This is a genomic window from Streptomyces sp. MK7 (genome assembly GCF_032658145.1).
Taxonomy (GTDB): Bacteria; Actinomycetota; Actinomycetes; order Streptomycetales; family Streptomycetaceae; genus Streptomyces; species Streptomyces spiralis.
Genome location: NZ_JAVACL010000005.1, coordinates 89,918 through 114,928, shown reverse-complemented (window position 1 = coordinate 114,928; position 25,011 = coordinate 89,918). Strand labels below are relative to the sequence as shown.

Here is a 25,011-nt window from a genome sequence, read left to right as displayed (position 1 = left end):
GGCCGGTGGGGAGGATGACATGGCAGGCTTGAGGCCTGCCGTGTGCACGTCCGACCATTCGGAGCGCTGAGCATGGACCAGTTGGCCCTGCTGTTCATCGTGTTGCTCGGGGCCGTGATCAGCGTCCCGGTCGGGGACCGGCTCGGCCTGCCCGCGCCGGTACTGATGACGCTCCTCGGGATCGTCCTCGCGGTCCTGGACTTCGTGCCGAACGTCGCCATCCCGCCCGAGCTGATCCTGCCCACCCTGCTGCCGCCGCTGCTCTACGCCGCCGTCCGGCGCACCTCCTGGCGGCAGTTCTCGGCGAACAGACGACCGATCTTCCTGCTGGCCGTGGCGCTGGTGTTCGTCACCACCGTCTGTGTCGCCGCCGTCGCCCACACCATCGTGCCGGGGCTGCCGCTCGCCGCCGCCGTGGCGCTCGGCGCGCTCGTCGCACCGCCCGACCCGGTCGCGGCGACCGCCGTCGCCGGGCAGCTCGGCCTGCCGCGCCGTCTGGTGTCGATCCTGGAGGGCGAGGGGCTGTTCAACGACGTCACGGCCATCGTGCTCTACCACGTCGCGATCGCCGCCGCCGTCAGCGGGGAGTTCTCGGCCTGGCACGCCGGTCTCGACCTGGTGCTGTCCGCGGTGGTCGCGGTGGCCGTCGGCATGGCGCTCGGCTGGGGCGCGAACAAGCTGCTGGGCCTGCTTCAGGACGCCACCCTCCAGATCGGGCTGACGCTGCTGGTGCCGTACGCGTCCTACGTCCTGGCCGAGGAGCTGCACGGCTCCGGCGTCCTCGCCGTGCTCACCACCGCGCTGTTCCTCGCCGAGTACGCCGCCGACGCCGACGACGTGATGACCAGGCTGGCCGGGCACACGGTCTGGGACGTGGTCGACACACTCGTCACCGGGGTGGCCTTCGGGCTGGTCGGCCTGGAGCTGCACAACGCCGTCCGGACCGCCTCCAGCCACTGGAGCGAGCTGCTCGCCTGGGCCGGGGTGATCGTGGCCGTGGTGGTCTTCGTACGGCTGCTGTGGCTGCTGCCGGCGAGCTGGCTGACCAAGCGCATGCACGCGTCGCGGAACTACGAGGAGGACATCCCGACCGGCTGGCGGGAGACCGTCGTCATGTGGTGGTCGGGGATGCGCGGCGTGGCCTCGGTGGCGCTGGCGCTCGCCGTGCCGCTGAAGACGGACAGCGGTGCGCCGTTCCCCGACCGGGACGAGATCGTCTTCATCGCCTTCGGCGTGATCATGGTGACCCTGGTGGTCCAGGGGCTCACCCTGCCGTGGCTGGTGAAGCGGCTGGGGGTACGTGCGGACACCGAGCGGGAGAAGGCGTTCGAGAGGGAGCTGGCCGTGCGGGCGGCCAAGGCGGCCAAGCGGCGGCTGCGGGAGATCGAGTCGGTCGAGGACCTGCCGGACGACCTGTCCGAGCTGATGCAGCGGCGGGCCTTCGAGATCGGGCTGCGGATCACCCCGCAGATCGGCGACGAGGAGCGCCGCGAGGCCCACGAGCACCGGGTGCGGCGGCTGAAGCGGGTGCGGCGGATCCAGGGCGAGATGCTCAGCGCGGCACGCCACGAGGTGCTGGCCGCGCGCAGCGAGCCCGGCGCCGACCCCGAGATCGTCGACCGGGTGCTGCGCCACCTCGACGTGCGCAGCCTGCGGTGAACTCCTGCCGCCGCGTCCCTGCGTTGCCTTGCGGTCCGCTTCCGCGGACCTAGGGGGTGCCTCGCCGATCATGCCGGGCTCGCGGTGGCCGGCACCGCACCTCGCGGCGTTGTCGTCGGTCGCCGATGCTCGGCATCGACTCCCTCCTCGGCCTTGCGAGGCACGGCACCAGCCACCGCTCCCTGATCCGGCCTGATCGACGAGACACCCCCTAGGCTCATGCTCATGACTCGCAATGTGGTGATCAGTGGTGGCGGTACGGGGATCGGGCTGGCCACGGCGCAGGTGTTCGCGGCCCATGGGGACCAGGTCCTGCTGCTCGGACGGCGGGAGGAGGTGCTGCGCAAGGCGGCGGTGCCGGGGGCGCTCACCTGCGCCGCCGACCTCAGCGACGTGGACGGGGTGCGGCGGGCCGCCCGGTTCGCGGCCGACGAGCTGGGCGCCGTGGACGTGCTGATCCACAGTGCGGGAGGGTCCGGCAGGCTGGAGCCCCAGGTCGTGCGGGAGGAACCGCTCGACCTCGTCGCCGACAACTGGCTGGTCAACTTCCGGATCAACACCCTGACCGCCGTGCTGCTCACCGAGGCACTGAAGGACCACCTGGCCGAGCCGGGCGGGCGCGTGCTGTTCCTGAGCTCCATCGCCGCCTACCGCGGCTCCGGCAGCGGCGCCTACGCCGCCTCCAAGGCCGCCCTGCACCCGTACCTCCACGACCTGGCACGTGAGTTGGGCCCGCGCGGGATCACGGTGAACGCGGTCGCCCCCGGGTACGTCGAGGACACCGACTTCTTCGGCGACGCGCTGGACGAGGCCCGCCGCGAGCGGCTCGTCGCGGAGACCTCCACCGGACGCCCCGGCACCCCGGGCGACGTGGCCGCCACCCTGCACTGGCTGGCCTCCCCGGCCGCCGGTCACATCACTTCCCAGATCGTCCAGGTCAACGGCGGTGCGGAGCGCGGTCACTGACCGGCAGGGCGATGCGCCGGCGCGCCGGCCCGGCCTCGGCCGTGGTGACGCGCGGCAGGGCGGAGGGGTGTTCCTCGCACAGCCAGCGGATCATCTCCTCGCGCACCGCGACCCGCACCGTCCAGATGTCGTCGGCGTCCTTGGCCGTCATCAGCGCCCGGACCTCGACGGTGGTCGGTGTCGTGTCCGTGATGTGCAGGTTGTAGGCGCGGCCGTCCCAGGCCGGGCACGCGCGCAGGATGTCGCGCAGCTTCTCGCGCATCGCCTCCAGGGGCGCGGAGTGGTCGAGGTGCCAGAAGACGGTGCCGGTCATCTGCGCGCTGCCGCGGGACCAGTTCTCGAACGGGTTGGACGTGAAGTACGACACCGGCATCGTGATCCGGCGCTCGTCCCAGGTCCGTACTGTCAGGAAGGTCAGCGTGATCTCCTCGACCGTGCCCCACTCGCCGCTCACGACCACGGTGTCGCCGATGCGCACCATGTCGCCGAAGGCGATCTGCAGCCCGGCGAACAGGTTGCTCAGCGTGGACTGCGCGGCGACACCGGCGACGATGCCGAGGACGCCGGCCGAGGCCAGCAGCGAGGCACCGGCCGCGCGCATCGCCGGGAAGGTCAGCAGCATGGACGCCGCCGCGACGACGATGACGACCGCCGAGACCACCCGCATGATCAGCTCGACCTGGGTGCGCACCCGCCGCACCCGGGCCGGGTCGCGGTGGGCGCGGGCACTGGCATAGCGCGAGTAGGAGGTCTCGACGACCGCCGCCGCGATCCGGGTGGTCAGCCAGGCCGCCGACCCGATCAGCACCAGGGTCAGCGTCCGTCCCACGCCGACCCGGTGCTCCTGAAGCAGTTCGGCCTGGTCGTAGGAGCCTCTGAGCAGGGCGGTGCACAGCACGAGCTGATAGGGCACGCGGGCCCGGCGCAGCAGCCCCCACAGGGGTGTCTCGTGATGCCGTTCGTCGGCCTTGCGCAGCAGAAGGTCGGTGGCCCAGCCGATCACCAGGGTGAGGACGACCGAGCCACCGACCACGGTCAGGGGCCGGAGTACGTTCTCCATGCCTGGGAAGTAACCGGCGGCGGCCGGGCCCGAACCTGTGACATGCGTCGCCCCGGTGCCCGCCTGGCACCATGGGCTCATGAACATCATGCTCTTCCACTCGACCCATGGCCTCAGACCCGCGGTGCGGGAGGCCGCGGACCGGATGCGCGCGGCCGGACACGAGGTGTGGACGCCGGATCTCTTCGAGGGCCGTACGTTCGACTCGGTCGAGGAGGGCATGGCCTTCAAGGACGGCATCGGCAAGGACGAGCTGCTCAGGCGGGCCGTGCTGGCCGCCGCGCCCTACTCGGAGCGGGGCCTGGTCTACGCCGGGTTCTCGCTCGGCGCCTCCATCGCCCAGACCCTCGCCCTCGGCGACGACAAGGCCCGCGGGCTGCTGCTTCTGCACGGCACCTCGGACGTGGCGCCGAACGCACGGGTGGACGAGCTGCCGGTGCAGCTGCACGTCGCCGAGCCGGACCCGTTCGAGACGGACGACTGGCTGAGCGCCTGGTATCTGCAGATGCGCCGGGCGGGCGCCGACGTAGAGGTCTACCGCTACGCCGGGGCCGGCCACGTCTACACCGATCCGGAGCTGCCGGACTACGACGCGGAGGCCGCCGAGGCCACCTGGCGGGTGGCGCTCGGCTTCCTCGAAACCCTCTGAGTCCGCCCCGGCCGGAACGCGCCTCAGACCGGGTCGTACGTCCGCTCGACCTTCTGCGTGCCGCTGCGCGTGCGGTACGAACGGGTCCAGGCGGACGTCGCGTTCGGGCTGGTGCGGTCGGACAGGACGTAGTAGTCCATCTGCGCCCGCTCGGCCGTGATGTCCAGGACGCCGTAGCCGTGCCGGTCGGTGTCGACCCAGTGGACGTGCCGGTTGGCGGCGCGGATCACCGGAGCGGCGATCGCCGAGACCGTGCCCTCGGGGACCTTGACGATGTCGTCGAGGTTGTCGGAGGACACCGAGGTGACCACGAACTCCGTGGCGGCCGACGGCGACAGCGGGTACGTACCGGCGTCCACCGGCACGTCGTTGGCCCACGCCATGTGGATGTCACCGGTGAGGAAGACGGTGTTGCGGATGGCGTTGGAACGAAGGTGGGCCAGCAGCTCCCGGCGGTCGTCGGTGTAGCCGTCCCACTGGTCGGTGTTGACGGCCAGGCCCTCCTGCGGCAGCCCGAGCAGCTTCGCCAGCGGCTTCAGCAGGTCCGCGGAGAGCGAGCCGACGACGAACGGGGAGATCATCACCGAGTTGCCGACCAGCCGCCAGGTGGTGTCGGACGCCTTCAGCCCGGCCTTCAGCCAGTCGAGTTGGGCGCGCCCGGTGATCGTGCGGTCCGGGTCGTCGACCGAGCCGCTCGCCGTGGACGCCTGCTGGGAGCGGAAGGAGCGCAGGTCCAGCAGGGACAGGTCGGCGAGCCTGCCGAAGCGCAGCCGGCGGTAGGTGGTGCCCTCGATCGCCGGGCGCACCGGCATCCACTCGAAGTAGGCCTGCTCGGCCGCCGCCTTGCGGGCGCTCCAGGTGCCCTCGGCGCCCTCGGTGTGGTTGACGGCGCCGCCCGACCAGGCGTTGTCGGCGAACTCGTGGTCGTCCCAGATCGCGACGACCGGCGCCGTGTGGTGCAGGGCCTGGAGGTCGGGGTCGGTCTTGTACCGCGCGTGCCGGACGCGGTAGTCGGCGAGGGTGATGATCTCGTTCGCGGGCGAGTGGGGCCTGACGACCTTGTCCCGGGCCGCGTACTCGCCGGACTTGTACTCGTAGATGTAGTCGCCGAGGTGCAGCCAGGCGTCCAGGTCGCCACGGGCCGCGAGATGGCGGTACGCGGTGAAGTAGCCGGCCTCCCAGTTGGCGCAGGAGACCACGCCGAAGCGCAGGCCCGCGACGGCCGCGTCGTGCGCGGGCGCGGTGCGGGTGCGGGCGACGGGGGAGTCGGTGCCGCCGGCCGAGAAGCGGAACCAGTAGTCGGTGGCCGGCTCCAGCCCCCGGATGTCCGCCTTGACGGTGTGGTCGGAGGCGGCCGTGGCGGTGGTGGACCCCTTGGCGACGACGTCCGTGAACGCCTTGTCCCTGGCCACCACCCAGCTCACCGCGGTGTCCGGGCCGAGCCCGGAGCCCGGCACCGCCTCGGCGGTGGGGGTCACCCGGGTCCACAGCAGGATGCCGTCGGGCAGCGGGTCACCGGAGGCGACGCCGTGCAGGAAGGCCGGTGCGTCCGTGGCCGCCCGCGCCGGAAGCGCGGCGGCGAGCGGCCCGGCCAGAACAGCACTCGCCGCCGCGGCCTTGACGACCGTACGGCGGCGGGGCGAAAGGGAGTTGAGGCCCTTGGATGCCTCGGAGGATCTGTGTCGACTGGTCACGACCGATCAGGTTACTGATCGGTACACGGAAGAGTGGGCGAACTCCGAAAGTTCGCCCACTCTTCAGGCGGTGGTCGATGTCCGACGCAGCGTCAGGCCTTGAGGGCCGCGTCCACCACGCTGTTGAACTCCTGCACCGTCATCGGCGGGTTGTCGGAGCCGGGGGTGGTGAGGATCTTGCCGTCCATGACGAAGCTCGGGGTGCCCTTGACGCCGTCCTTGTTGGTGTCCCAGGTCTTCGACATCGCCAGCGCCCAGGCGTCGTACGTGCCGGTCTTGACCGCCGTCTCGAACTTGGCGTTGTTCTTCAGCGCCGGAACGGTGTTCGCTATCTGGATGAGGTAGTCGTCGCTCTTGAACTTGTCCGTCGTCTCCTCCGGGTGCCACTTCGCCGAGTACATCGCGGTCTTGTACTCGAGGAAGGCCTCGGGGCTGACGTTGAGCGCGGCGCCCAGGGCGCTCATCGCGTTCTTGGAACCCTCGCCCCGCGAGCCGATCGTGCCCTGGCCGAGCGCGTCGCCGTCGAGGAACGTGCCACCGATGAACTGCATCTTGAACTTGCCGTCGTCGATGTCCTTCTTCAGGGTCGATCCGACGGTCTGCTCGAACTGCGCGCAGACCGGGCAGCGCGGGTCCTCGTAGACCTTGAGGGTCTTCTTGGCGGTGTCCTTCCCGATGACGACGGTCGTGCCGTCCTTGCCGGTGGTGTTGGCCGGGGCGACGACCTTCTCGTCCTTCATGGCGTCCCAGTGACCGGGCTTGTTGGCCTGGACGACTGCGTAGCCGATGCCGCCGGCCGCCGCCAGCACGGCGACGACCGAGCAGGCGACGATGATCTGCCGCCTGACCTTGGCGCGCTTGGCCTGGCGCTCGCGCTCGGCGCGCAGCCGCTCCCGGGCCGCCGTCTTCGCCTGCTGGCTGTTCCGCTTGCTCATGGTGGTGTTCTCCTGTGGTACACGCGGCCGTGCCGCGCGGGATACGAAAGGGGGGACTGCTCGTGCTCGGCGTGCGCCGCCGCTCCGGCCGCCGCTCAGGCGAGGGCGAGGGCGGGGGCGGGTGAGCACGGCGGTCCGCGCCGTCCCAGGGAGTACACAAGGAAGCGGGTGCGCGGGGCGCTGCGGTGGGGCGCGGGGCGGACCGGCCGGCGGGCCGTGCGCGGCCGGCGGACCGTGACCGTCGCCACGGCGACCAGCAGCGGCCGGAACGTGGTCGCGGCCGCCGCGCGCAGCAACTGGGCCAGGGCCCGCTCGCCGCGGCCCAGCCAGCCGGCCGCCAGGAGGCCGACGCCGACGTGCGCGGCGAGCAGCAGCCAGGCGGTCGCCGGATCGGCGTGGGCCAGCAGGGCCGCCGGCCGGTCGGTGTCCGTGCCGGTCATACGGGCCAGCGGGGTGCCGACGGCCGTGCCGTTGCCGCACAGCACGTCCCAGCCGACCGAACGCAGCGGCCCGGCGACCGGGCCGCCGGCGGGGCCGTAGCAGACCTGCTGGCCAGTGGTGAAGACGGTGTCGGCGGCCAGCTCCAGCGGGATCAGCAGGGTGGCGATCCGCCCGAAGCCGCGCTCGCGGCCGGACAGGGCGTAGGCGAGCAGGAACACGGCGGCCGCGACGACGGCCACCGTGTTCAGCGGCAGCGGGACCCGGGACAGCAGCACGTGCGACGTGGTGCCGAGCGTCACGACCACGCCCGTGAACAGCGCCGCGCGCAGGGCTCTGAGCTGGGTCCCGGATATGTCCATAGCGAATGAAGAGTGTGTCACGTGGGCCGGTAAAGGGTCCTTAAAAGGACCCTGTGAGCGGCCGCCTTGTCACAGACCCGGAATCCGGCCGTTGCGGAACAAATCCAGGAAGATCTGGTGATCGGCACGCGCGCGGGCGCCGTAGCCGTGGGCGAAGTCCACGAGCAGCGGTGCGAAGCCCTCCTCGTCGGCCGCGATCACCGCGTCGATGGCGCGCTCGGTGGAGAACGGCACCAGGGACTCGCCCGAGGTGTCGTCCGCCGCCGCGTGCATGGTGGCGGTGGCCCGGCCGAGGTCGGCGACCACCTGCGCGATCTCCTCCGGGTCGTCGATGTCGCCCCAGTCCAGGTCGACGGCGTACGGCGACACCTCGGCGACCAGCTGCCCGGCGCCGTCCAGCTCGGTCCAGCCCAGCCACGGGTCGGCGTGCGCCTGCAGGGCGCGCTGGGAGATCACCGTGCGGTGGCCCTCGTGCTGGAAGTAGTCGCGGATCGCCGCGTCCGTGATGTGCCGGGAGACGGCCGGGGTCTGGGCCTGCTTGATGTAGATCACGACATCGTTCTCCAGGGCGTCGCTGTGGCCCTCGAGGAGGATGTTGTACGACGGCAGCCCGGCCGAGCCGATGCCGATGCCCCGGCGGCCCACGACGTCCTTCACGCGGTAGGAGTCCGGGCGGGCCAGGGAGGAGTCCGGCAGCGTCTCCAGATAGCCGTCGAAGGCGGCGAGCACCTTGTAGCGGGTGGCCGCGTCCAGCTCGATGGAGCCGCCGCCCGGCGCGAAGCGGCGCTCGAAGTCACGGATCTCCGTCATGGAGTCCAGCAGCCCGAACCGGGTCAGCGAGCGGGCGTCACGCAGCGCGTCCAGCAGCGGACCCTGCGCGGTGTCCAGGGTGAAGGGCGGCACCTCGTCGCTCTTGGCGCCGGTGGCCAGAGCGTGGACGCGCTCCCGGTAGGCGGCGGCGTAGACCGTCACCAGCTCGGTGATCTGGACGTCGCTCAGGGCCTTGGCGTAGCCGATGAGGGCGATGGAGGCGGCGAAGCGCTTGAGGTCCCAGGTGAAGGGGCCGACGTAGGCCTCGTCGAAGTCGTTGACGTTGAAGACCAGACGGCCGTTCGAATCCATGTACGTGCCGAAGTTCTCCGCGTGCAGGTCGCCGTGGATCCACACCCGCGAGGTGCGCTCGTCCAGGTACGGGCCGCTGATCCCCCTGCCGCCGCCCCACCCGGTGTTCTCGCTGTCCAGGTCGTGGTAGAAGAGGCAGGCCGTACCCCGGTAGAAGGCGAAGGCCGAGGCCGCCATCTTGCGGAACTTCACGCGGAACGCGGCCGGGTCGGCGGCCAGCAGCTCGCCGAAGGCGGTGTCGAAGACGGAGAGGATCTCCTCGCCGCGCTGCTCGTCGCTGAGCTGGGGGACCGACATCGCTGGGTGCCTCCTGGTACGGGTGGTACGAGACGTATGGACTGATCCTTCGCGGATCCTCCCTCACCCCAACGTCCGGCGGGGCGGGGGAGTGCCCGCGTTTCTCCTCGCACGAAGGTACGCGGCGGACGGCTCCGAGTGTCAGTGCCGGGGCATAGACTTCGACGCTGTCCCCCAGACTGTCCGCAGCCCGTCGCCCAGAGTTCTCCTTGGAGGCCGAAGCCGTGTCGAAGCCGCCGTTCACGCACCTGCACGTCCACACCCAGTACTCGCTGCTGGACGGTGCCGCGCGGCTGAAGGACATGTTCAACGCGTGCAACGAGATGGGCATGACGCACATCGCCATGTCCGACCACGGCAACCTCCACGGGGCGTACGACTTCTTCCACTCCGCGAAGAAGGCCGGAATCACCCCGATCATCGGGATCGAGGCCTATGTCGCCCCCGAGTCCCGGCGCAACAAGCGCAAGATCCAGTGGGGCCAGCCGCACCAGAAGCGGGACGATGTCTCCGGTTCGGGTGGTTACACCCACAAGACGATGTGGGCCGTGAACAGCACCGGCCTGCACAACCTCTTCCGCCTCTCCTCGGACGCCTACGCCGAGGGCTGGCTGCAGAAGTGGCCGCGCATGGACAAGGAGACCATCGCCCAGTGGTCCGAGGGCATCGTCGCCTCCACCGGCTGCCCTTCCGGCGAGGTGCAGACCCGGCTGCGCCTCGGCCAGGAAGAGGAGGCCCTCAAGGCCGCCGCCGACTACCAGGACATCTTCGGCAAGGACCACTACTTCCTGGAGCTGATGGACCACGGCATCGAGATCGAGCACCGGGTCCGTCAGGGCCTCCTCGACATCGGCAAGAAGCTCGGCATCCCGCCCCTGGTCACCAATGACTCGCACTACACGTACGCGCACGAGGCGGGCGCCCACGACGCCCTGCTGTGCATCCAGACCGGCAAGAACCTCTCCGACCCCGACCGCTTCAAGTTCGACGGCACCGGCTACTACCTGAAGTCCACGGACGAGATGTACGCCATCGACTCCTCGGACGCCTGGCAGGAGGGCTGCGCCAACACGCTCCTGGTGGCCGAGATGGTCGACACCACGGGCATGTTCGAGAAGCGCGACCTCATGCCCAGGTTCGACATCCCCGAGGGCTACACCGAGGTCACCTGGTTCAAGGAGGAGGTCCGCCGCGGCATGGAGCGCCGCTACCCGGGCGGCATCCCCGAGGACCGCCAGAAGCAGGCCGACTACGAGATGGACGTCATCATCTCGATGGGCTTCCCCGGCTACTTCCTCGTGGTCGCCGACTTCATCATGTGGGCCAAGAACAACGGCATCGCGGTCGGCCCCGGCCGTGGTTCGGCCGCCGGTTCGATCGTCGCCTACGCCATGGGCATCACCGACCTCGACCCGATCCCGCACGGTCTGATCTTCGAGCGGTTCCTCAACCCCGAGCGCATCTCCATGCCCGACGTCGACATCGACTTCGACGAGCGCCGGCGCGTCGAGGTGATCAGGTACGTGACCGAGAAGTACGGCGCCGACAAGGTCGCCATGATCGGCACCTACGGCACCATCAAGGCCAAGAACGCGATCAAGGACTCCGCGCGCGTGCTCGGCTACCCGTACGCGATGGGCGACCGGATCACCAAGGCCATGCCCGCCGACGTCCTCGGCAAGGGCATCCCGCTGTCCGGTATCACCGACCCCGAGCACCCCCGCTACTCGGAGGCCGGCGAGGTCCGCTCGATGTACGAGAACGAGCCGGACGTGAAGAAGGTCATCGACACCGCACGCGGCGTGGAGGGCCTGGTGCGGCAGATGGGCGTGCACGCGGCCGGCGTGATCATGTCCAGCGAGACCATCACCGAGCACGTCCCGGTCTGGGTCAGGCACACCGACGGCGTGACCATCACGCAGTGGGACTACCCGAGCTGTGAGTCGCTCGGCCTGCTGAAGATGGACTTCCTGGGCCTGCGCAACCTCACGATCATGGACGACGCCGTGAAGATGGTGAAGTCCAACAAGGGGATCGACATCGATCTCCTCAGCCTGCCGCTGGACGACCCCACGACCTTCGACCTGCTCCAGCGCGGCGACACCCTCGGCGTCTTCCAGTTCGACGGCGGCCCCATGCGCTCCCTGCTGCGCCTGATGAAGCCCGACAACTTCGAGGACATCTCCGCCGTCTCGGCCCTGTACCGGCCGGGCCCGATGGGCATGAACTCCCACACCAACTACGCGCTGCGCAAGAACGGCCAGCAGGAGATCACGCCGATCCACCCCGAGCTGGAGGCGCCGCTCAAGGAGGTCCTGGACGTCACCTACGGCCTGATCGTCTACCAGGAGCAGGTGCAGAAGGCCGCCCAGATCATCGCCGGCTACTCGCTCGGCGAGGCCGACATCCTCCGCCGCGTGATGGGCAAGAAGAAGCCCGAGGAACTGGCGAAGAACTTCACCATCTTCCAGGAGGGCGCGCGCAAGAACGGCTACAGCGACGAGGCCATCCAGGCCCTGTGGGACGTGCTGGTCCCCTTCGCCGGCTACGCCTTCAACAAGGCGCACTCCGCCGCGTACGGCCTGGTCTCGTACTGGACGGCCTACCTCAAGGCCAACCACCCCGCCGAGTACATGGCGGCCCTGCTGACCTCCGTCAAGGACGACAAGGACAAGTCGGCGATCTACCTCAACGAGTGCCGCCGCATGGGCATCCGGGTGCTCCCGCCGAACGTCAACGAGTCCGAGGCCAACTTCGCCGCCCAGGGCGACGACGTGATCCTCTTCGGCCTGTCGGCCGTCCGTAACGTCGGCACCAACGTCGTCGAGTCGATCATCAAGTCCCGCAAGGCCAAGGGGAAGTACGCCTCCTTCCCCGACTACCTCGACAAGGTCGAGGCCGTGGTCTGCAACAAGCGCACCACGGAATCGCTGATCAAGGCCGGCGCCTTCGACACCATGGGGCACACCCGCAAGGGCCTGACCGCGCAGTACGAGCCGATGATCGACAACGTGGTCGCGGTCAAGCGCAAGGAGGCCGAGGGCCAGTTCGACCTCTTCGGCGGGATGGGCGAGGAGACCAGCAGCGAGCCCGGCTTCGGACTCGACGTGGAGTTCTCCACCGACGAGTGGGACAAGACCTATCTGCTCGCCCAGGAGCGGGAGATGCTCGGCCTGTACGTCTCCGACCACCCGCTCTTCGGCCTGGAGCATGTGCTCGCCGACAAGGCCGACGCCGGTATCGCCCAGCTCACCGGCGGCGAGCACGCCGACGGCGCGGTCGTCACCATCGGCGGCATCATCTCCGGCCTGCAGCGCAAGATGACCAAGCAGGGCAACGCCTGGGCGATCGCCACCGTCGAGGACCTGGCCGGCTCCATCGAGTGCATGTTCTTCCCGGCGACCTACCAGCTGGTGTCCACCCAACTCGTCGAGGACGCGGTCGTGTTCGTCAAGGGCCGCCTCGACAAACGCGAGGACGTGCCGCGCCTGGTCGCGATGGAGCTGATGGTCCCCGACCTGTCCAACGCGGGCACCAACGCGCCGGTGGTCCTCACCATCCCCGCCCTGAAGGTCACCCCGCCCATGGTCAGCCGCCTCGGCGAGATCCTCTCCCACCACAAGGGCGACAGCGAGGTGCGGATCAAGCTCCAGGGCCCGCGCAAGACGACGGTCCTGCGCCTGGACCGGCACCGCGTGAAGCCCGACCCCGCCCTCTTCGGCGACCTGAAGGTCCTGCTCGGCCCGTCCTGCTTGGCAGGCTGAGGCGGATCGTGGCAACCGGCGATCGCTGAAGGGCGAGTGAGCCGAAGGGGCGCGCCGGTGTCGAGAGGCCGAACGCGCGGAGGCGCGCAGCGCTGAGCACGATCGGGCTCTCGACACCGGCTGGAGCGCCCCGGAGGCGAACGAGCCACAAAAAAGAGGGGGCGTGCCCGTGGCCATCGGGCGCGCCCCCTCTTCGTCACCAGGTTCAGGGCTCAGTCAACAGCCCGGACGCCGGGCTTCAGTTGTGGCCGAAGCGCTTCTGACGGCCCTTGCGGGACATGTCCGTCGGATTGACCTGCGGGGCGTGGTGCTCGGGCTGCGACTCCGTCAGGGAGTGCTCCGTCTCCTGCGGGCCGTTCGCGGCCACGGACGCCTTCTGCCGGCTGCGGTCCTGCTTGCGGTTCTTGGCCATGGTGATCAGCCTCCTGTGGGGGATCTAGGGGCCAGGGCCGGGACCAGATTCACATATGCTGACAATGAACGCATGTCGGATAATTACCGTACGTAACAAGGGTCATCGAACTCCAAGCCCTCGAAACGCCACGCCGAAGATCGAGTTCGGGACGTTAACCCCGGCGCGGTCGGGCAGACTCGAACCAAGCCCGAACCAAGCCCGAAGCAAACCCGAAGCAAACCCCGAAGCTCCAAGCCCGAAGCAACCTCCCGGAAAGAGGGTGGAACGCGTGGACCGCTGCATCGTCCTGGTGGACGCCGGGTATCTGCTGGGGGCCGCCGCGAGCCTCCTCGCCGGGGAGCCGTCGCGGTCCCGGATCACCGTCGACCACACCGCGCTCATCCAGGGCCTGCGCGAACAGGCCGAGTCCGACACCGAGCGCCCCCTGCTGCGCATCTACTGGTTCGACGGCGCCCCCGACCGCGTCCCGCAGCCCGAGCACCGCAGGCTCCGCGTGATGCCACGGGTGACCGTCCGGCTGGGCGCGCTGACCCGCAGCGACGGCCGCTGGGCGCAGAAGGGCGTGGACGCCGCGATGCACGCCGAACTGACCGAGCTGGCCCGCAACCGCGCCTGCTCCGACGTCGTCCTCGTCACCGGCGACGGCGACCTGCTGCCCGGCATGATGGCCGCCAAGGAGCACGGTGTCGCCGTCCACCTGTGGGCCGTACAGGCCGCCGACGGCGACTACAACCAGTCCGAGGACCTGGTCGCCGAGGCCGACGAGCGGCGCGTCCTGGACCGTACGTGGATCACCAAGGCCGTACAGGCCAAGGAGTTCGGCGGCATCTGCGCGCCGCCGCCCGCGCCCCGCCCCGAGATCGCCGCGATCCTCTCCGCGCCGCTGCCCGAGTCCTCCCTGTCCCAGGCCGCCGAGCGCCCCGCCGAGGAGCGCCCGCACCCCGCCGCCGCGGGCGCGCGGGGCGGCACCGAGGAGCGGATGCCCCCCAAGGGCGTCCCCACCCCCAAGGACCTCGCCACCCTGCGCGCCCCCGGCGCGCATCCCGCCCAGCACCCCACCACCGCCACCCTGCGCTGGTCCTCCGACAAGGGCTGGGTCGACCGATCCGGCGTGGCCGCGGAGCCCCCCGAGGCCGCCTCCATGCCGACCCTCGCCCAGCTGACCACGGCCGAGCAGCGGTGGGCGGACCGGGAGGAGGACATCACGACCGTCGGCGGCGACCCGTACGAGGTCGGGCAGGTCTTCGCGCGGCGCTGGGTGGAGCGGCTGGGCGACCCGAGCCATCTGCAGAAGCTGTCGTCGATGTACCCGCGCGTCCCGCACCGCATCGACGGCGAGCTGCTGCGCTACGCCGCCCGGTTCGGGCTGCTCGCGCACAAGGACGACCAGATCGACGAGCACGACCGGTACGCCATCCGGGCCGGCTTCTGGCGGGAGATCGACGTACGCACGGGCACCGAGCACGCCCCGGCGGTCGACTGAGCGGGCGACCGGGTCCCGGACGGGCGGCGGTTCGTCCCGGACGGACGGCACGGAGGGACCGGGAGAGGTCGCCCCAAGGGCGAGTAAAGCCCACGGACCCCGTAGTCTCGTCCTTTGTGAGTACGCGCGCGGCACAGGCACTTCGGCACGGGGACGACGTCGTGTGCGCGGTGCGCGGACTGACCAAGACCTACCCGGCGGCCCGCGGCCGGCGCGGCACCCCCGGCACGCCCGAGGTGCGCGCCACCGACGACGTCGCACTCGACGTCCGGCGCGGCGAGATCTTCGGGCTGCTCGGCCCGAACGGCGCCGGCAAGTCCACCCTCGTACGGCAGCTGACCGGCCTGATGCGCCCCGACCGCGGCACCGTCGAGATCCTGGGCCACGACATCGTGGCGCACCCCGAGCGGGCCGCGCGGATCCTCGCCTACCTCGGGCAGGAGTCCACCGCCCTCGACGAGCTGACCGTCTCGCTGGCCGCCGAGACCACCGGGCGGCTGCGCGGCCTGGACGTCCGGCGGGCGCGGGCCGAACGGGACGCCGTCCTCGACGAACTGGGCCTCGCGCCGATCGCCGGCCGTCCGCTGAAGAAGCTCTCCGGCGGCCAGCGGCGGCTTGCCTGCTTCGCCGCGGCGCTGGTCGGCGAGCGCCCCCTGCTCGTGCTGGACGAACCGACCACCGGCATGGACCCGGTGGCCCGGCGTGCGGTGTGGTCCGCCGTGGACCGGCGGCGCGCCGAGTACGGCACCACCGTCCTGCTGGTCACCCACAACGTCATCGAGGCCGAGACCGTCCTCGACCGGGTCGCCGTCCTGGACCGGGGCCGGGTCATCGCCTGCGACACCCCGGCCGGGCTCAAGGAACAGGTCTCCGGCGAGGTACGGGTCGAACTGGTGTGGCGGGACAGGGCGCCCCTGGAGGTGCCGGAGGTCGCCGCGCTGCGGGACCGGGCCGCGGAGTCCGGGCGCCGCTGGACGCTGCGGCTCGCCCCCGAGGAGGCCCGCGCCGCCGTCGCCACGGTCACCGGCGGTGCCGCCTTCGCCGCGCTGGACGACTTCACCCTCGCCACGCCCAGCCTGGAGGACGTCTATCTGGCGCTGGGCGGCGCCGCCCGGCAGGGGCTGGTGAAGGCGTGAGCGGCACTGGACTACGCCCTGGCGGACGTAGGGGAGAGGAGCAGTTCGACATGAGCGTCGTATCCGCCGGCGCACCGGCCGGCACGACTCCCGTGCGGGACGGCGCCACGGCCGTACAGGGCGGCGGCGCCGGCCGGGCCGCGGCCGCCGCCCTCGGGCCGCGGGCACGGCTGTGGCCGTCCCTGGCGGCCGTGTACCGGGCCCAGCTGTCCCGGGCGCGGGTCGCGCGCATCCCGCTGCTGTTCGTGGCGACCTTCCAGTCCGTCGGCATCATGATCATGATGAGGGGTGTGGTCAGCGGCGGCGGTGAGGCCCGCTCCGTGGTGGCCGGTGCGTCGATCGTCGTCGTCGCCTACGTCGCCCTGAACCTGCTCGCACAGTACTTCGGCCAGCTGCGGGCCAGCGGCGGGCTCGACCACTACGCGACGCTGCCGGTGCCGCCGGCGGCCGTGGTGCTGGGCGCGGCGGCCGCGTACGCGTCCTTCACCGTGCCCGGCACGCTGATCACCGCGGTCTTCGGCTGCCTGCTGTTCGGGCTGCCGCTGGGCAATCTGTGGGTGCTGGTGGCGGTGATCCCGCTCGCGGGCGCCGCGCTCTCCGGGCTGGGCGCCACCTGCGGGCTGCTCGCGCCGCGGCCGGAGCATGCCACCCTGCTCGGTCAGCTGGGCATGTCGGCGGCCCTGCTGCTGGGCGTGCTGCCGCCCGACCACATGCCGGGGATCGTAAGGCTCGCGCGCGATCTGCTGCCGTCGACGTACGGAGTGGAGGCGTACGCGCGCACCTTCTCGGCCCGGCCCGACTGGGTGTACGTCGGCGTGGACATGGCCGTGTGCGCCGCGGTCGGGGTGATCTCGCTGGCCGTGGCCACGTGGGCGTATCGCCGGGCGGCCGTCCGGTGACGCGGCTGACAGACTCACCTGGCACGATGACAGGGTGACCTCACCGTTGACTCCACCACCACCGCCGCACCGGCGGCCCGCACAGCCCTCCCGGTCCGGCGAGGCCGAGCGGCAGTCCTGGCAGCTGCCCGCCCCGGGAGCCGACGTGACCGGACCGACCGGAGCGACGGGAACCGCGTACGGACCGGACGGACAGGACGGACAGGACGGTCCCGGGATGAAGACCGAAGTCCGGGAAGCCGCCGTGATCACGGTGGCCGTGACGCTCGGCGGTGTGCTGATGGGCCTGCTGTGGCTGTGGCTGGCGCCGCGGGTGCCGCTCGTCGGGGACGTCACCGGGAACAGCTGGGTGGTCTACCTCAAGGACTCCGAGGGCGAGCAGGCGATCGGCGTGGACGGAACGTTCACGCTGCTGGCGCTGGTCTTCGGGGTGCTCAGCGCGGTGGCCGTCTTCCTCGTGCGGCGGCGCGGGGGCGTGCCGCTGGTGGTGGCGCTGTGCGTCGGGGGGTTGCTCGGGGCGGTGCTGGCGTGGCGGCTGGGGGTGTGGCTCGGGCCCCAGCGGGATGTGATCGCTCATGCGCAGGCCGTGGGCAAGGGGGTGACGTTCTCGGCGCCGCTGAAGCTGGGGGCGAAGGGGGCGCTGCTGGCTTGGCCGTTGGCCGCGCTGGTGGTGCATCTCGGGATGACGGCGCTGTTCGGGCCGCGGGATCCGGAGGGGTACGAGGAGTCCGTCGCGGCGTAGGTTTTCGACAGCGCGCGGCTGCGGGCAGCGGCACCCCTCGAGCGGGGGCCGGCTGGGTCAGTTGCGGCCGATCGGGGCCAGGACCGCCTCCGTCAGCTTGGCCAGGTCCTCCGGGGTCAGTTCGACCTCCAGGCCTCTGCGGCCCGCCGAGACGCAGATGGTGGGGTGGGCCGTGGCGGAGGCGTCGAGGACCGTGGGGAGTTTCTTGCGCTGGCCGAGGGGGCTGATGCCGCCGCGGACGTAGCCCGTGGTGCGTTCCGCGAGGGCCGGGTCGGCCATGGCCGCGCGCTTGCCGCCGACCGCCGAGGCCAGGGCCTTGAGGTCCAGGGAGCCCGCGACCGGGACCACGGCCACCGTCAGCGCCCCGTCGACGTCCGCGACGAGCGTCTTGAACACCCGTTCCGGAGAGACCCCCATCGCCTCGGCCGCCTCCTCGCCGTAGGACGGGTGGGACGGGTCGTGGTCGTAGGCGTGGACGGTGTAGTCGACGCCCGCCGCGGTCAGGGCCACCGTCGCGGGCGTTCCTCCGGACTGCTGCTGCTTCTTCGCCTTCTTCGCCATCCGTGCCTGTTCTCCCTCAGTTGAAGCTCGTCGGGCCGCGCGTCAGGTCCGGCGCCGGCAACGACGGCAGACTACGGATGATCGCCGTCTCCGAGCGAAGCAGTTTCAGCTCGTCACGCAGCCGCGAGGAGGTGTCGGGCGCCTGGAGCAGCCGCTGCTTCGTCGGTGTGTCCAGCACCATCGCCGCCGCCACCAGGTACGACACCACGCTCGGCTCGTCCGGCAGCTCCGCCCCCGTGGACAGCGACCGCTCCCGCGCGCCCGCCAGCCGCTTCTGGTACTGCCGGAAGGACCGCAGCACCCCCTGGGCCAGCGCGCCGGCCTCGTCGCCGGGCTCCTCGGTCAGCTCCTGGAGCTCCGCGGTGAGGAAGGGGCCGGAGGAGTCCACCGACAGCAGCCGTACCCGGGTCGTGCCGGTCGCCAGCACCTCGAAGGTGCCGTCGGCCCGCTCCCGTATGGTCGCCGCGTCGGCCACGCAGCCCACGCCGTGGAAGGCCCTGGCCGGGTCGGGGCCGAAGCCGGCCGCGGGCCCGCGTTCGGGCTGCGCCGTCGGATCGGGCATGCCGGGAGCGCTCGGTGCCACCTCGTGGCCGTCGCGGATCGCCACGACGGCGAACCGGCGCGGTGCGTCCTCGGGCGTCTTCAGCAGGGCGCGCATCATGGCGCGATAGCGCTCCTCGAAGACGTTCAACGGGAGCACGAGCCCCGGGAACAGCACCGAGTTCAGCGGGAAGAGGGGGAGCCGGACGGTCGTCACGGCGCAAAAGCCTAATGGTCGCGTGAGTGGGCCCGTCCGCCGCGCTCACTTTTTCGGGGATGCCGGGGCGGCCCGGCGAGCGGTGCCGCGCGCACGTCGGCGCGCAGTCTCAGGAACAGGCCCAGCGGATCGTCCGACACCCGGTCCCAGGGGAAGGACGTGGCGTACGGGCCGGTGAGGCGCAGTTGCACACGGGCGTCCTCTCGGCGGTCGAGCCGGATCAGGACGTAGGCGAGCAGGTTGCGGATCTCCGCCGGCCAGGGCGTGGCCGCGGGGAGCCGGACGGAGAGCTCGACCGCCCGGTCCGCCGCCGCGTCCAGTCGCTCGCGCGGCACCTCGGGCCCGCAGCCGTCGGTCAGGTAGGAGAAGGCGGCCCGCACGGGCAGGGCCTGCACCAGTGAGTCGGCGGGGGCGTCCTGGGCGGCCAGGTCGGCGAAGTCGAAGCACTCGCGGTGGGAGCCGTGCCAGGAGGCGGCCAGGTACCGCAGGGCCGCCACATGGCAGCCGTGGTGGTGCGGGGCGCGGCGGACCGCGGCCTCCCACAGCTCCCCGAAGTAGGTGTGCCCGGCGTGGCTGCCGCGCGCGTGGTCCAGCGCGACCCGCCACGGCACCGGATCCCGGCCGTCGGCGCGGGCGGCGGCCGTGATCAGCGGGCTGACCTCGCGCAGCAGCTCGGCCCGGCCCGGCGAGGGCCAGGCGCGGTCCACGGCGAGCTGGGCCGCGACCAGCAGCGCGTCCGGATCGTGCGGGGCGGCGGCGCGCCAGGCGTCCAGCCACTCGGCGCGGGAGCGCGCGAACGCGGCCAGCCGCTGCGCGTACCGGTCGCGGTGCTCCCACTCGGCCCGCTCCCGGGTGGCGGCGAGCAGCGCTGCGGCGGGCCCGTACCTGCCCTGGGCGGCGGCGACCAGCGCAGGACCCAGCCGCTCGTCGGGCGCGTCGAGCAGCACCTCGTCGTCGGCGGGGAGCACCTCGTCGTCGGCGGGGAGCACCTCGTCGTCGGCGGGGAGCCCGGCGACGGGGAGGGGCACGGTTCTTGTCATCCGGGTGGGGCGGATGAAGGGGGGAAGCAGAGCCATGGTGTCGACCATTGAAAGTCCGCAGGTCGGGGACGCGCCAGAGGGCCGGGGCAAGCCGGGGAAAGTTGTACGCCGGAGGGTCAAGGTCAAGTAAAAAGGTGAGACTTCAACAATGTCTCTCGGGTGCCGCTCGCAGCAGCGCCGGCAGTGCCGGCAGGCTCCGCGGGCCCCTACCCCCGCCGCAGCAGCCGGGTCGCGCCCGCCGCCACCGTCGTGGCCAGGGTCCAGCCGAGCAGGACCAGCGCCGCCGCCAGCCACTGCCAGGCGCCGCTCAGCTGCCACTGGCCGGCCTGGCCCAGGTCGACGACCGGCAGCAGCAGGTCCAGCGCGAACAGGGCGGGGTTCCACTGCGGATGCTGGCCGGGGGTGACCGGGGGGTGGGCGGCGTGCGCGAAGGCGAGCGAGCCGGCCGCCCACAGCACCGCCATCCACACCGCGGCCCGGCCCGGCCGGTACCCGTAGGCCACCGTGCCGTCCTGGACGTACCCCCAGAGCTTGCCGGCCGGCGGCAGGGTCTCGCGGCGGCGGCGCTGCTTGGCGAGCAGCACCTCGCGCGCGTCCTCGTCCTCGCCGGCCTCGCGCAGCACCGCGGCCAGCCGCTCGTACGGCTCCGGGTTGTACTCGGCGGTCGCCGCCGCCACCCAGTTCAGCCGCTCGGCCAGCGGGAACGGGCCGCGCGGCACCAGGTTGCCGTAGACGAAGCCGCCCATGTGCAGACCGCCCGGGCCGGGCCAGCTGGTCGCCCGGTCGACGAGGGTGACGATCCGCGCGCCGGACAGCAGCACCTGGCCGCGCTGCGGCCGCTCCCCGAGAAAGCGCAGCTCGGGGGCCTGTATCCGGCGCAGCGACAGCACTTGGTCGTCGCTGAAGGTGAACCGGGCCCGGTCCAGGTCGACCGCGTCGCCGAACCGCCCGTCGTCCAGCCGCACCCCGCCCTGGCTCTCGAAGTTCTCGATCCGCGTCCCGCGCGCCGGGGTCACCCCGCTCGGCGCGCTGCCGACCCCGGCCGGCGTGAGGTACAGCGTGCGCTCCACGGTCAGCTGCGGCGCGTTCAGTGCCCAGGGCGTGTACGGGCTGGCGAGTTTCGCACCGCGCAGGCTCAGCGACACGCCGATCTTCGCGCCGCGCAGGCTGATCTCGCCGTGCGACCGGAGCAGCTCCGCCTGGAGGTCCTGGCCCACCGTCATCCCGTCCGCGGAGACCGACCGGCCGGTGCGGTCGCGGTGCACGACCGCCTGGTTGAGCAGCAGGTCCGTGCCGATGTGCGCGTCGGTGAGCCGTATGCCGCCCAGGAAGCGGCAGCGGGGTAAGTGCAGGTCGCCCTCGGTGCGCACCCGGGCCGCCTCCAGCCGGGGCACCGAGCAGTCCACCAGCCGCACGGTCGTGAAGTGCGCCTCCGGCAGCCGTACCTCCTGCTCGAACCGACAGCCCTTCAGCTCCACGTACGGCACCACCGTGCCCCCGGCCAGGTCCACGGTCCCCGCGATCCGCAGCCCGGTCAGCTTCAGGGACGACACCCGCCCGGCGAGCGCGGGCGGGCCGTCCAGCAGCAGCCAGCACACGACCCGCGCCCGGACCGTCCGCTCGCGCCCCCAGGGATGCCCGCCGTGCGGATCGTCCACCGCCGCGTCCCCGCTGCGCAGGTCGTACACGCTGCCGTTGCGGAAGGCCTGCCACATCCCGGCCTCGACATCGGTCAGGTCGTCCGGCAGGTCCCCGGCCCGACCGCCGGTCCCCTCGGTCACAGATCTTCCCTTCTTCACCGACTACTCGCGGGTTCGGTCGTTTCGTACAACCGGTGATGCCCGTTGTGTGACGAACTGAACGCGCAAAGTGAATGGAGTCTTCCGCACCGATGGCGGACCCCCGGACACCGCGATCCGGGTGGTTCTGTATCAGCCATTGATACGGGCGCACGGGGCTCGTGTGCGGTCTGAGAGAATTGGAACCGTGCTGCAATTTCTCCCTATGGCCCGAATCGATCTGCGCGGCGACGCCCTTCCCGAGGGCCCCGCCCTGCGCGACCTGCTGCCCCGAGCCGACTTCGACGTCGCGGCCGCCCTGGAGAAGGTGCGCCCGATCTGCGAGGCCGTGCATCATCGCGGCGACGCGGCGCTGATCGACTTCGCCGAGAAGTTCGACGGTGTACGGCTGGAATCCGTCCGGGTCCCGGCCCAGGCTCTCAAGGACGCGCTGGAGCAGCTGGACCCCGCCGTGCGCGCCGCCCTGGAGGAGTCCATCCACCGCGCCCGCCTGGTCCACCGCGAGCAGCGCCGCACCACCCGCACCACCCAGGTCGTGCCCGGCGGCACGGTGACCGAGAAGTGGGTGCCGGTGGAGCGCGTCGGGCTGTACGCGCCCGGCGGCCGCTCGGTCTACCCCTCCTCCGTGGTCATGAACGTCGTCCCCGCGCAGGAGGCCGGCGTTCCGTCCATCGCGCTCGCCTCCCCGGCCCAGGCCGAGTTCGGCGGCCTGCCGCACCCGACGATCCTCGCCGCCTGCGCCCTGCTCGGCGTCGACGAGGTGTACGCCGCCGGCGGCGCCACCGCCGTGGCGATGTTCGCCCACGGGACCGAGTCCTGCCCGCCCGCGAACATGGTCACCGGCCCCGGCAACATCTGGGTCGCCGCCGCCAAGCGGTACTTCACCGGCAAGATCGGCATCGACGCGGAGGCCGGCCCCACCGAGATCGCCGTCCTCGCCGACGCCACGGCCGACCCGGTGCACGTCGCCTCCGACCTGATCAGCCAGGCCGAGCACGACCCGCTGGCCGCCGCCGTCCTCGTCACCGACTCCGTCGAGCTCGCGGACGCGGTGGCCAAGGAGCTGGAGCCGCAGGTCGCGGCCACCAAGCACATCGAGGACCGGATCCGCCCGGCCCTGTCCGGCAAGCAGTCCGCGATCGTCCTGGTCGACGGCGTCGACGAGGGCCTGCGCGTGGTCGACGCCTACGGCGCGGAGCACCTGGAGATCCAGACGGCCGACGCGGCGGCGGTCGCCGACCGCGTCCGCAACGCCGGCGCGATCTTCATCGGCCCCTGGGCGCCGGTCTCCCTCGGCGACTACGCGGCAGGCTCCAACCACGTGCTGCCCACCGGCGGCTGCGCCTGCCACTCCTCCGGCCTGTCCGTGCAGTCCTTCCTGCGCGGCATCCACATCGTCGACTACACGAAGGACGCCCTCGCCGAGGTCGCGCACCACGTGGTGACGCTGGCGGAGGCCGAGGACCTGCCCGCGCACGGCGCGGCGATCAAGGCGAGGTTCGGCTGGAAGGTGCCCGAGAGCAAGTGAGCGACGTGAGGATCGACGATCTTCCCGTACGGGACGAACTGCGCGGCAAGTCCCCCTACGGCGCGCCCCAGCTGGACGTCCCCGTACGGCTGAACACCAACGAGAACCCCTACCCGCTGCCGGAGCCGCTCGTCGAGCGGATCACCGAGCGGGTGCGCGAGGCGGCCCGCGGCCTGAACCGCTACCCGGACCGGGACGCGGTCGAGCTGCGCACCGAACTCGCCAAGTACCTGACGAAGACCGGCGGCCACCCGGTCGGCGTCGAGAACGTCTGGGCGGCCAACGGCTCCAACGAGGTCATCCAGCAACTGTTGCAGGCCTTCGGCGGTCCCGGCCGCACCGCGGTCGGCTTCGAGCCGTCGTACTCGATGCACGCGCTCATCGCGCGCGGCACCGGCACCGGCTGGATCTCCGGGCCCCGGGGCGAGGACTTCACGATCGACCTCGCCGCCGCCGAGAAGGCGATCGCCGAGCACAAGCCGGACGTCGTCTTCATCACCACCCCCAACAACCCCACCGGCAACGCGGTCGCTCCCGAGACGGTCCTCGCCCTGTACGAGGCCGCCCAGGCGGCGAAGCCGTCCATGGTGATCGTCGACGAGGCGTACATCGAGTTCAGCCACGGCGCCTCGCTGCTGCCGCTGCTGCAGGGCCGGCCGTACCTGGTGATCTCGCGCACCATGTCGAAGGCGTTCGGCGCGGCCGGCCTGCGCCTGGGCTATCTCGCCGCGCACCCGGCGGTCGTGGACGCCGTCCAGCTGGTCCGGCTGCCCTACCACCTGTCGGCGATCACCCAGGTCACCGCGCTGGCCGCGCTCGAGCACACCGACACGCTGCTGAAGTACGTCGAGCAGCTCAAGAGCGAGCGGGACCGGCTGGTCGGCGAGCTGCGGGCGATCGGCTACGACGTCACGGAGTCGGACGCGAACTTCATCCAGTTCGGCCGGTTCGCCGACGCCCACGAGACCTGGCGGAAGATCCTCGACCGGGGCGTCCTGGTCCGGGACAACGGCGTACCGGGCTGGCTGCGGGCGACGGCCGGGACCCCGGCGGAGAACGACGCGTTCCTCGATGCGGTGCGCGATCTGAAGAAGGAACAGGAGTCAAGCGGATGAGCCGCGTCGGGCGCGTGGAGCGCACCACCAAGGAGACCTCGGTCCTCGTCGAGATCGACCTCGACGGCACCGGCAAGACCGACATCGCCACCGGCGTCGGCTTCTACGACCACATGCTCGACCAGCTCGGCCGGCACGGTCTGTTCGACCTGACCGTGAAGACCGACGGCGACCTGCACATCGACTCCCACCACACCATCGAGGACACCGCCCTCGCGCTGGGCGCCGCCTTCAGGCAGGCGCTCGGCGACAAGGTGGGCATCTACCGCTTCGGCAACTGCACGGTCCCGCTGGACGAGTCCCTCGCCCAGGTCACCGTCGACCTCTCCGGCCGCCCGTACCTGGTCCACACCGAGCCGGAGAACATGGCGCCGATGATCGGCGAGTACGACACGACCATGACCCGGCACATCCTGGAGTCCTTCGTCGCCCAGGCACAGATCGCCCTCCACGTGCACGTGCCCTACGGGCGCAACGCGCACCACATCGTGGAGTGCCAGTTCAAGGCCCTCGCCCGGGCGCTGCGGTACGCCTCCGAGCGGGACCCGCGCGCGGCCGGCATCCTCCCGTCCACGAAGGGCGCGCTGTAG

At 71.6% G+C, this 25,011-nt stretch carries 21 protein-coding genes; 11 read left to right on the top strand and 10 right to left on the bottom strand.

All coding sequences use genetic code 11. The annotated features are described in order from the left end of the window. Window positions 1-72: 72 nt before the first annotated feature. Window positions 73-1,659: a Na+/H+ antiporter gene (locus tag R2S09_RS09255; RefSeq protein ID WP_306183512.1), complete on the top strand. Its 1,587-nt coding sequence runs from the start codon at window positions 73-75 to the stop codon at window positions 1,657-1,659. Window positions 1,660-1,884: 225 nt separating this feature from the next. Then, window positions 1,885-2,625 (top strand): SDR family NAD(P)-dependent oxidoreductase, encoded by a 741-nt coding sequence (locus R2S09_RS09250; RefSeq protein ID WP_306183514.1) that lies wholly within the window; start codon window positions 1,885-1,887, stop codon window positions 2,623-2,625. On the opposite strand, the gene R2S09_RS09245 is transcribed toward R2S09_RS09250, so the two are convergent. Further along, window positions 2,597-3,685 carry a mechanosensitive ion channel domain-containing protein gene (locus tag R2S09_RS09245; protein WP_316740390.1) on the bottom strand — a complete coding sequence of 363 codons (1,089 nt, stop codon included), beginning with the start codon at window positions 3,683-3,685 and terminating at the stop codon, window positions 2,597-2,599. The genes R2S09_RS09250 and R2S09_RS09245 overlap by 29 nt on opposite strands. Window positions 3,686-3,764: 79 nt before the next feature. On the opposite strand from R2S09_RS09245, the gene R2S09_RS09240 reads away from it, so the two are divergent. After that, the gene (locus tag R2S09_RS09240) at window positions 3,765-4,334 is read left to right on the top strand and encodes a dienelactone hydrolase family protein (RefSeq protein WP_306183518.1); all 570 of its coding nucleotides are present in this window, start codon (window positions 3,765-3,767) and stop codon (window positions 4,332-4,334) included. A 23-nt stretch (window positions 4,335-4,357) separates the two neighbouring features. Here R2S09_RS09240 and R2S09_RS09235 read toward each other — a convergent pair whose 3' ends face one another. From R2S09_RS09235 to R2S09_RS09220, 4 genes are all read right to left on the bottom strand, one after another. Then, window positions 4,358-6,028 carry an alkaline phosphatase D family protein gene (locus R2S09_RS09235; RefSeq protein ID WP_316740389.1) on the bottom strand — a complete coding sequence of 557 codons (1,671 nt, stop codon included), beginning with the start codon at window positions 6,026-6,028 and terminating at the stop codon, window positions 4,358-4,360. A 92-nt stretch (window positions 6,029-6,120) separates the two neighbouring features. Beyond that, window positions 6,121-6,963, bottom strand: coding sequence for a thioredoxin domain-containing protein (locus R2S09_RS09230; RefSeq protein ID WP_316740388.1), 843 nt, complete (start codon window positions 6,961-6,963; stop codon window positions 6,121-6,123). Window positions 6,964-7,058: 95 nt separating this feature from the next. After that, window positions 7,059-7,763, bottom strand: a complete 705-nt coding sequence (locus R2S09_RS09225) for a hypothetical protein (protein ID WP_306183522.1) — start codon at window positions 7,761-7,763, stop codon at window positions 7,059-7,061. Between the two features lie 69 nt (window positions 7,764-7,832). Beyond that, window positions 7,833-9,182 carry a DUF2252 domain-containing protein gene (locus tag R2S09_RS09220; RefSeq protein ID WP_316740387.1) on the bottom strand — a complete coding sequence of 450 codons (1,350 nt, stop codon included), beginning with the start codon at window positions 9,180-9,182 and terminating at the stop codon, window positions 7,833-7,835. A 224-nt stretch (window positions 9,183-9,406) separates the two neighbouring features. On the opposite strand from R2S09_RS09220, the gene dnaE reads away from it, so the two are divergent. Further along, window positions 9,407-12,946, top strand: coding sequence for a DNA polymerase III subunit alpha (gene dnaE / locus R2S09_RS09215; protein WP_316740386.1), 3,540 nt, complete (start codon window positions 9,407-9,409; stop codon window positions 12,944-12,946). Window positions 12,947-13,184: 238 nt separating this feature from the next. Here the strand turns inward: dnaE and R2S09_RS09210 are convergent, their stop codons facing one another. After that, window positions 13,185-13,358, bottom strand: coding sequence for a hypothetical protein (locus R2S09_RS09210; protein WP_189903678.1), 174 nt, complete (start codon window positions 13,356-13,358; stop codon window positions 13,185-13,187). A gap of 271 nt (window positions 13,359-13,629) precedes the next feature. Between R2S09_RS09210 and R2S09_RS09205 the strand changes: the two genes are divergently transcribed. The 4 genes from R2S09_RS09205 to R2S09_RS09190 all read left to right on the top strand — a co-directional run bounded on the left by R2S09_RS09205 (window position 13,630) and on the right by R2S09_RS09190 (window position 17,621). Beyond that, window positions 13,630-14,844 carry an NYN domain-containing protein gene (locus R2S09_RS09205; RefSeq protein WP_306183526.1) on the top strand — a complete coding sequence of 405 codons (1,215 nt, stop codon included), beginning with the start codon at window positions 13,630-13,632 and terminating at the stop codon, window positions 14,842-14,844. 161 nt (window positions 14,845-15,005) lie between these two features. After that, window positions 15,006-15,980 (top strand): ABC transporter ATP-binding protein, encoded by a 975-nt coding sequence (locus R2S09_RS09200; RefSeq protein WP_306183942.1) that lies wholly within the window; start codon window positions 15,006-15,008, stop codon window positions 15,978-15,980. 50 nt (window positions 15,981-16,030) lie between these two features. Then, window positions 16,031-16,879, top strand: coding sequence for an ABC transporter permease (locus tag R2S09_RS09195; protein ID WP_316740385.1), 849 nt, complete (start codon window positions 16,031-16,033; stop codon window positions 16,877-16,879). Between the two features lie 34 nt (window positions 16,880-16,913). After that, window positions 16,914-17,621 carry an AAA family ATPase gene (locus R2S09_RS09190; RefSeq protein WP_306183529.1) on the top strand — a complete coding sequence of 236 codons (708 nt, stop codon included), beginning with the start codon at window positions 16,914-16,916 and terminating at the stop codon, window positions 17,619-17,621. Window positions 17,622-17,678: 57 nt separating this feature from the next. Here R2S09_RS09190 and ybaK read toward each other — a convergent pair whose 3' ends face one another. From ybaK to R2S09_RS09170, 4 genes are all read right to left on the bottom strand, one after another. Then, window positions 17,679-18,182, bottom strand: a complete 504-nt coding sequence (gene ybaK / locus R2S09_RS09185) for a Cys-tRNA(Pro) deacylase (protein WP_306183530.1) — start codon at window positions 18,180-18,182, stop codon at window positions 17,679-17,681. 16 nt (window positions 18,183-18,198) lie between these two features. After that, window positions 18,199-18,939: an LON peptidase substrate-binding domain-containing protein gene (locus tag R2S09_RS09180; protein ID WP_306183531.1), complete on the bottom strand. Its 741-nt coding sequence runs from the start codon at window positions 18,937-18,939 to the stop codon at window positions 18,199-18,201. Window positions 18,940-18,950: 11 nt separating this feature from the next. After that, window positions 18,951-20,027, bottom strand: a complete 1,077-nt coding sequence (locus R2S09_RS09175) for a hypothetical protein (RefSeq protein ID WP_316740384.1) — start codon at window positions 20,025-20,027, stop codon at window positions 18,951-18,953. A 158-nt stretch (window positions 20,028-20,185) separates the two neighbouring features. Then, complete coding sequence (locus R2S09_RS09170; protein WP_316740383.1) at window positions 20,186-21,760, bottom strand: oxidoreductase; 1,575 nt, start codon at window positions 21,758-21,760, stop codon at window positions 20,186-20,188. Window positions 21,761-21,983: 223 nt separating this feature from the next. Between R2S09_RS09170 and hisD the strand changes: the two genes are divergently transcribed. The 3 genes from hisD to hisB are packed head-to-tail and all read left to right on the top strand — an operon-like array spanning window position 21,984 to window position 25,011. Then, window positions 21,984-23,306 carry a histidinol dehydrogenase gene (hisD, locus tag R2S09_RS09165; protein WP_306183535.1) on the top strand — a complete coding sequence of 441 codons (1,323 nt, stop codon included), beginning with the start codon at window positions 21,984-21,986 and terminating at the stop codon, window positions 23,304-23,306. After that, window positions 23,303-24,421 (top strand): histidinol-phosphate transaminase, encoded by a 1,119-nt coding sequence (locus R2S09_RS09160; RefSeq protein WP_316740382.1) that lies wholly within the window; start codon window positions 23,303-23,305, stop codon window positions 24,419-24,421. Before hisD ends, R2S09_RS09160 begins: the two co-directional genes overlap by 4 nt. Further along, window positions 24,418-25,011 (top strand): imidazoleglycerol-phosphate dehydratase HisB, encoded by a 594-nt coding sequence (hisB, locus tag R2S09_RS09155; protein ID WP_316740381.1) that lies wholly within the window; start codon window positions 24,418-24,420, stop codon window positions 25,009-25,011. The genes R2S09_RS09160 and hisB overlap by 4 nt, the downstream gene beginning before the upstream one ends.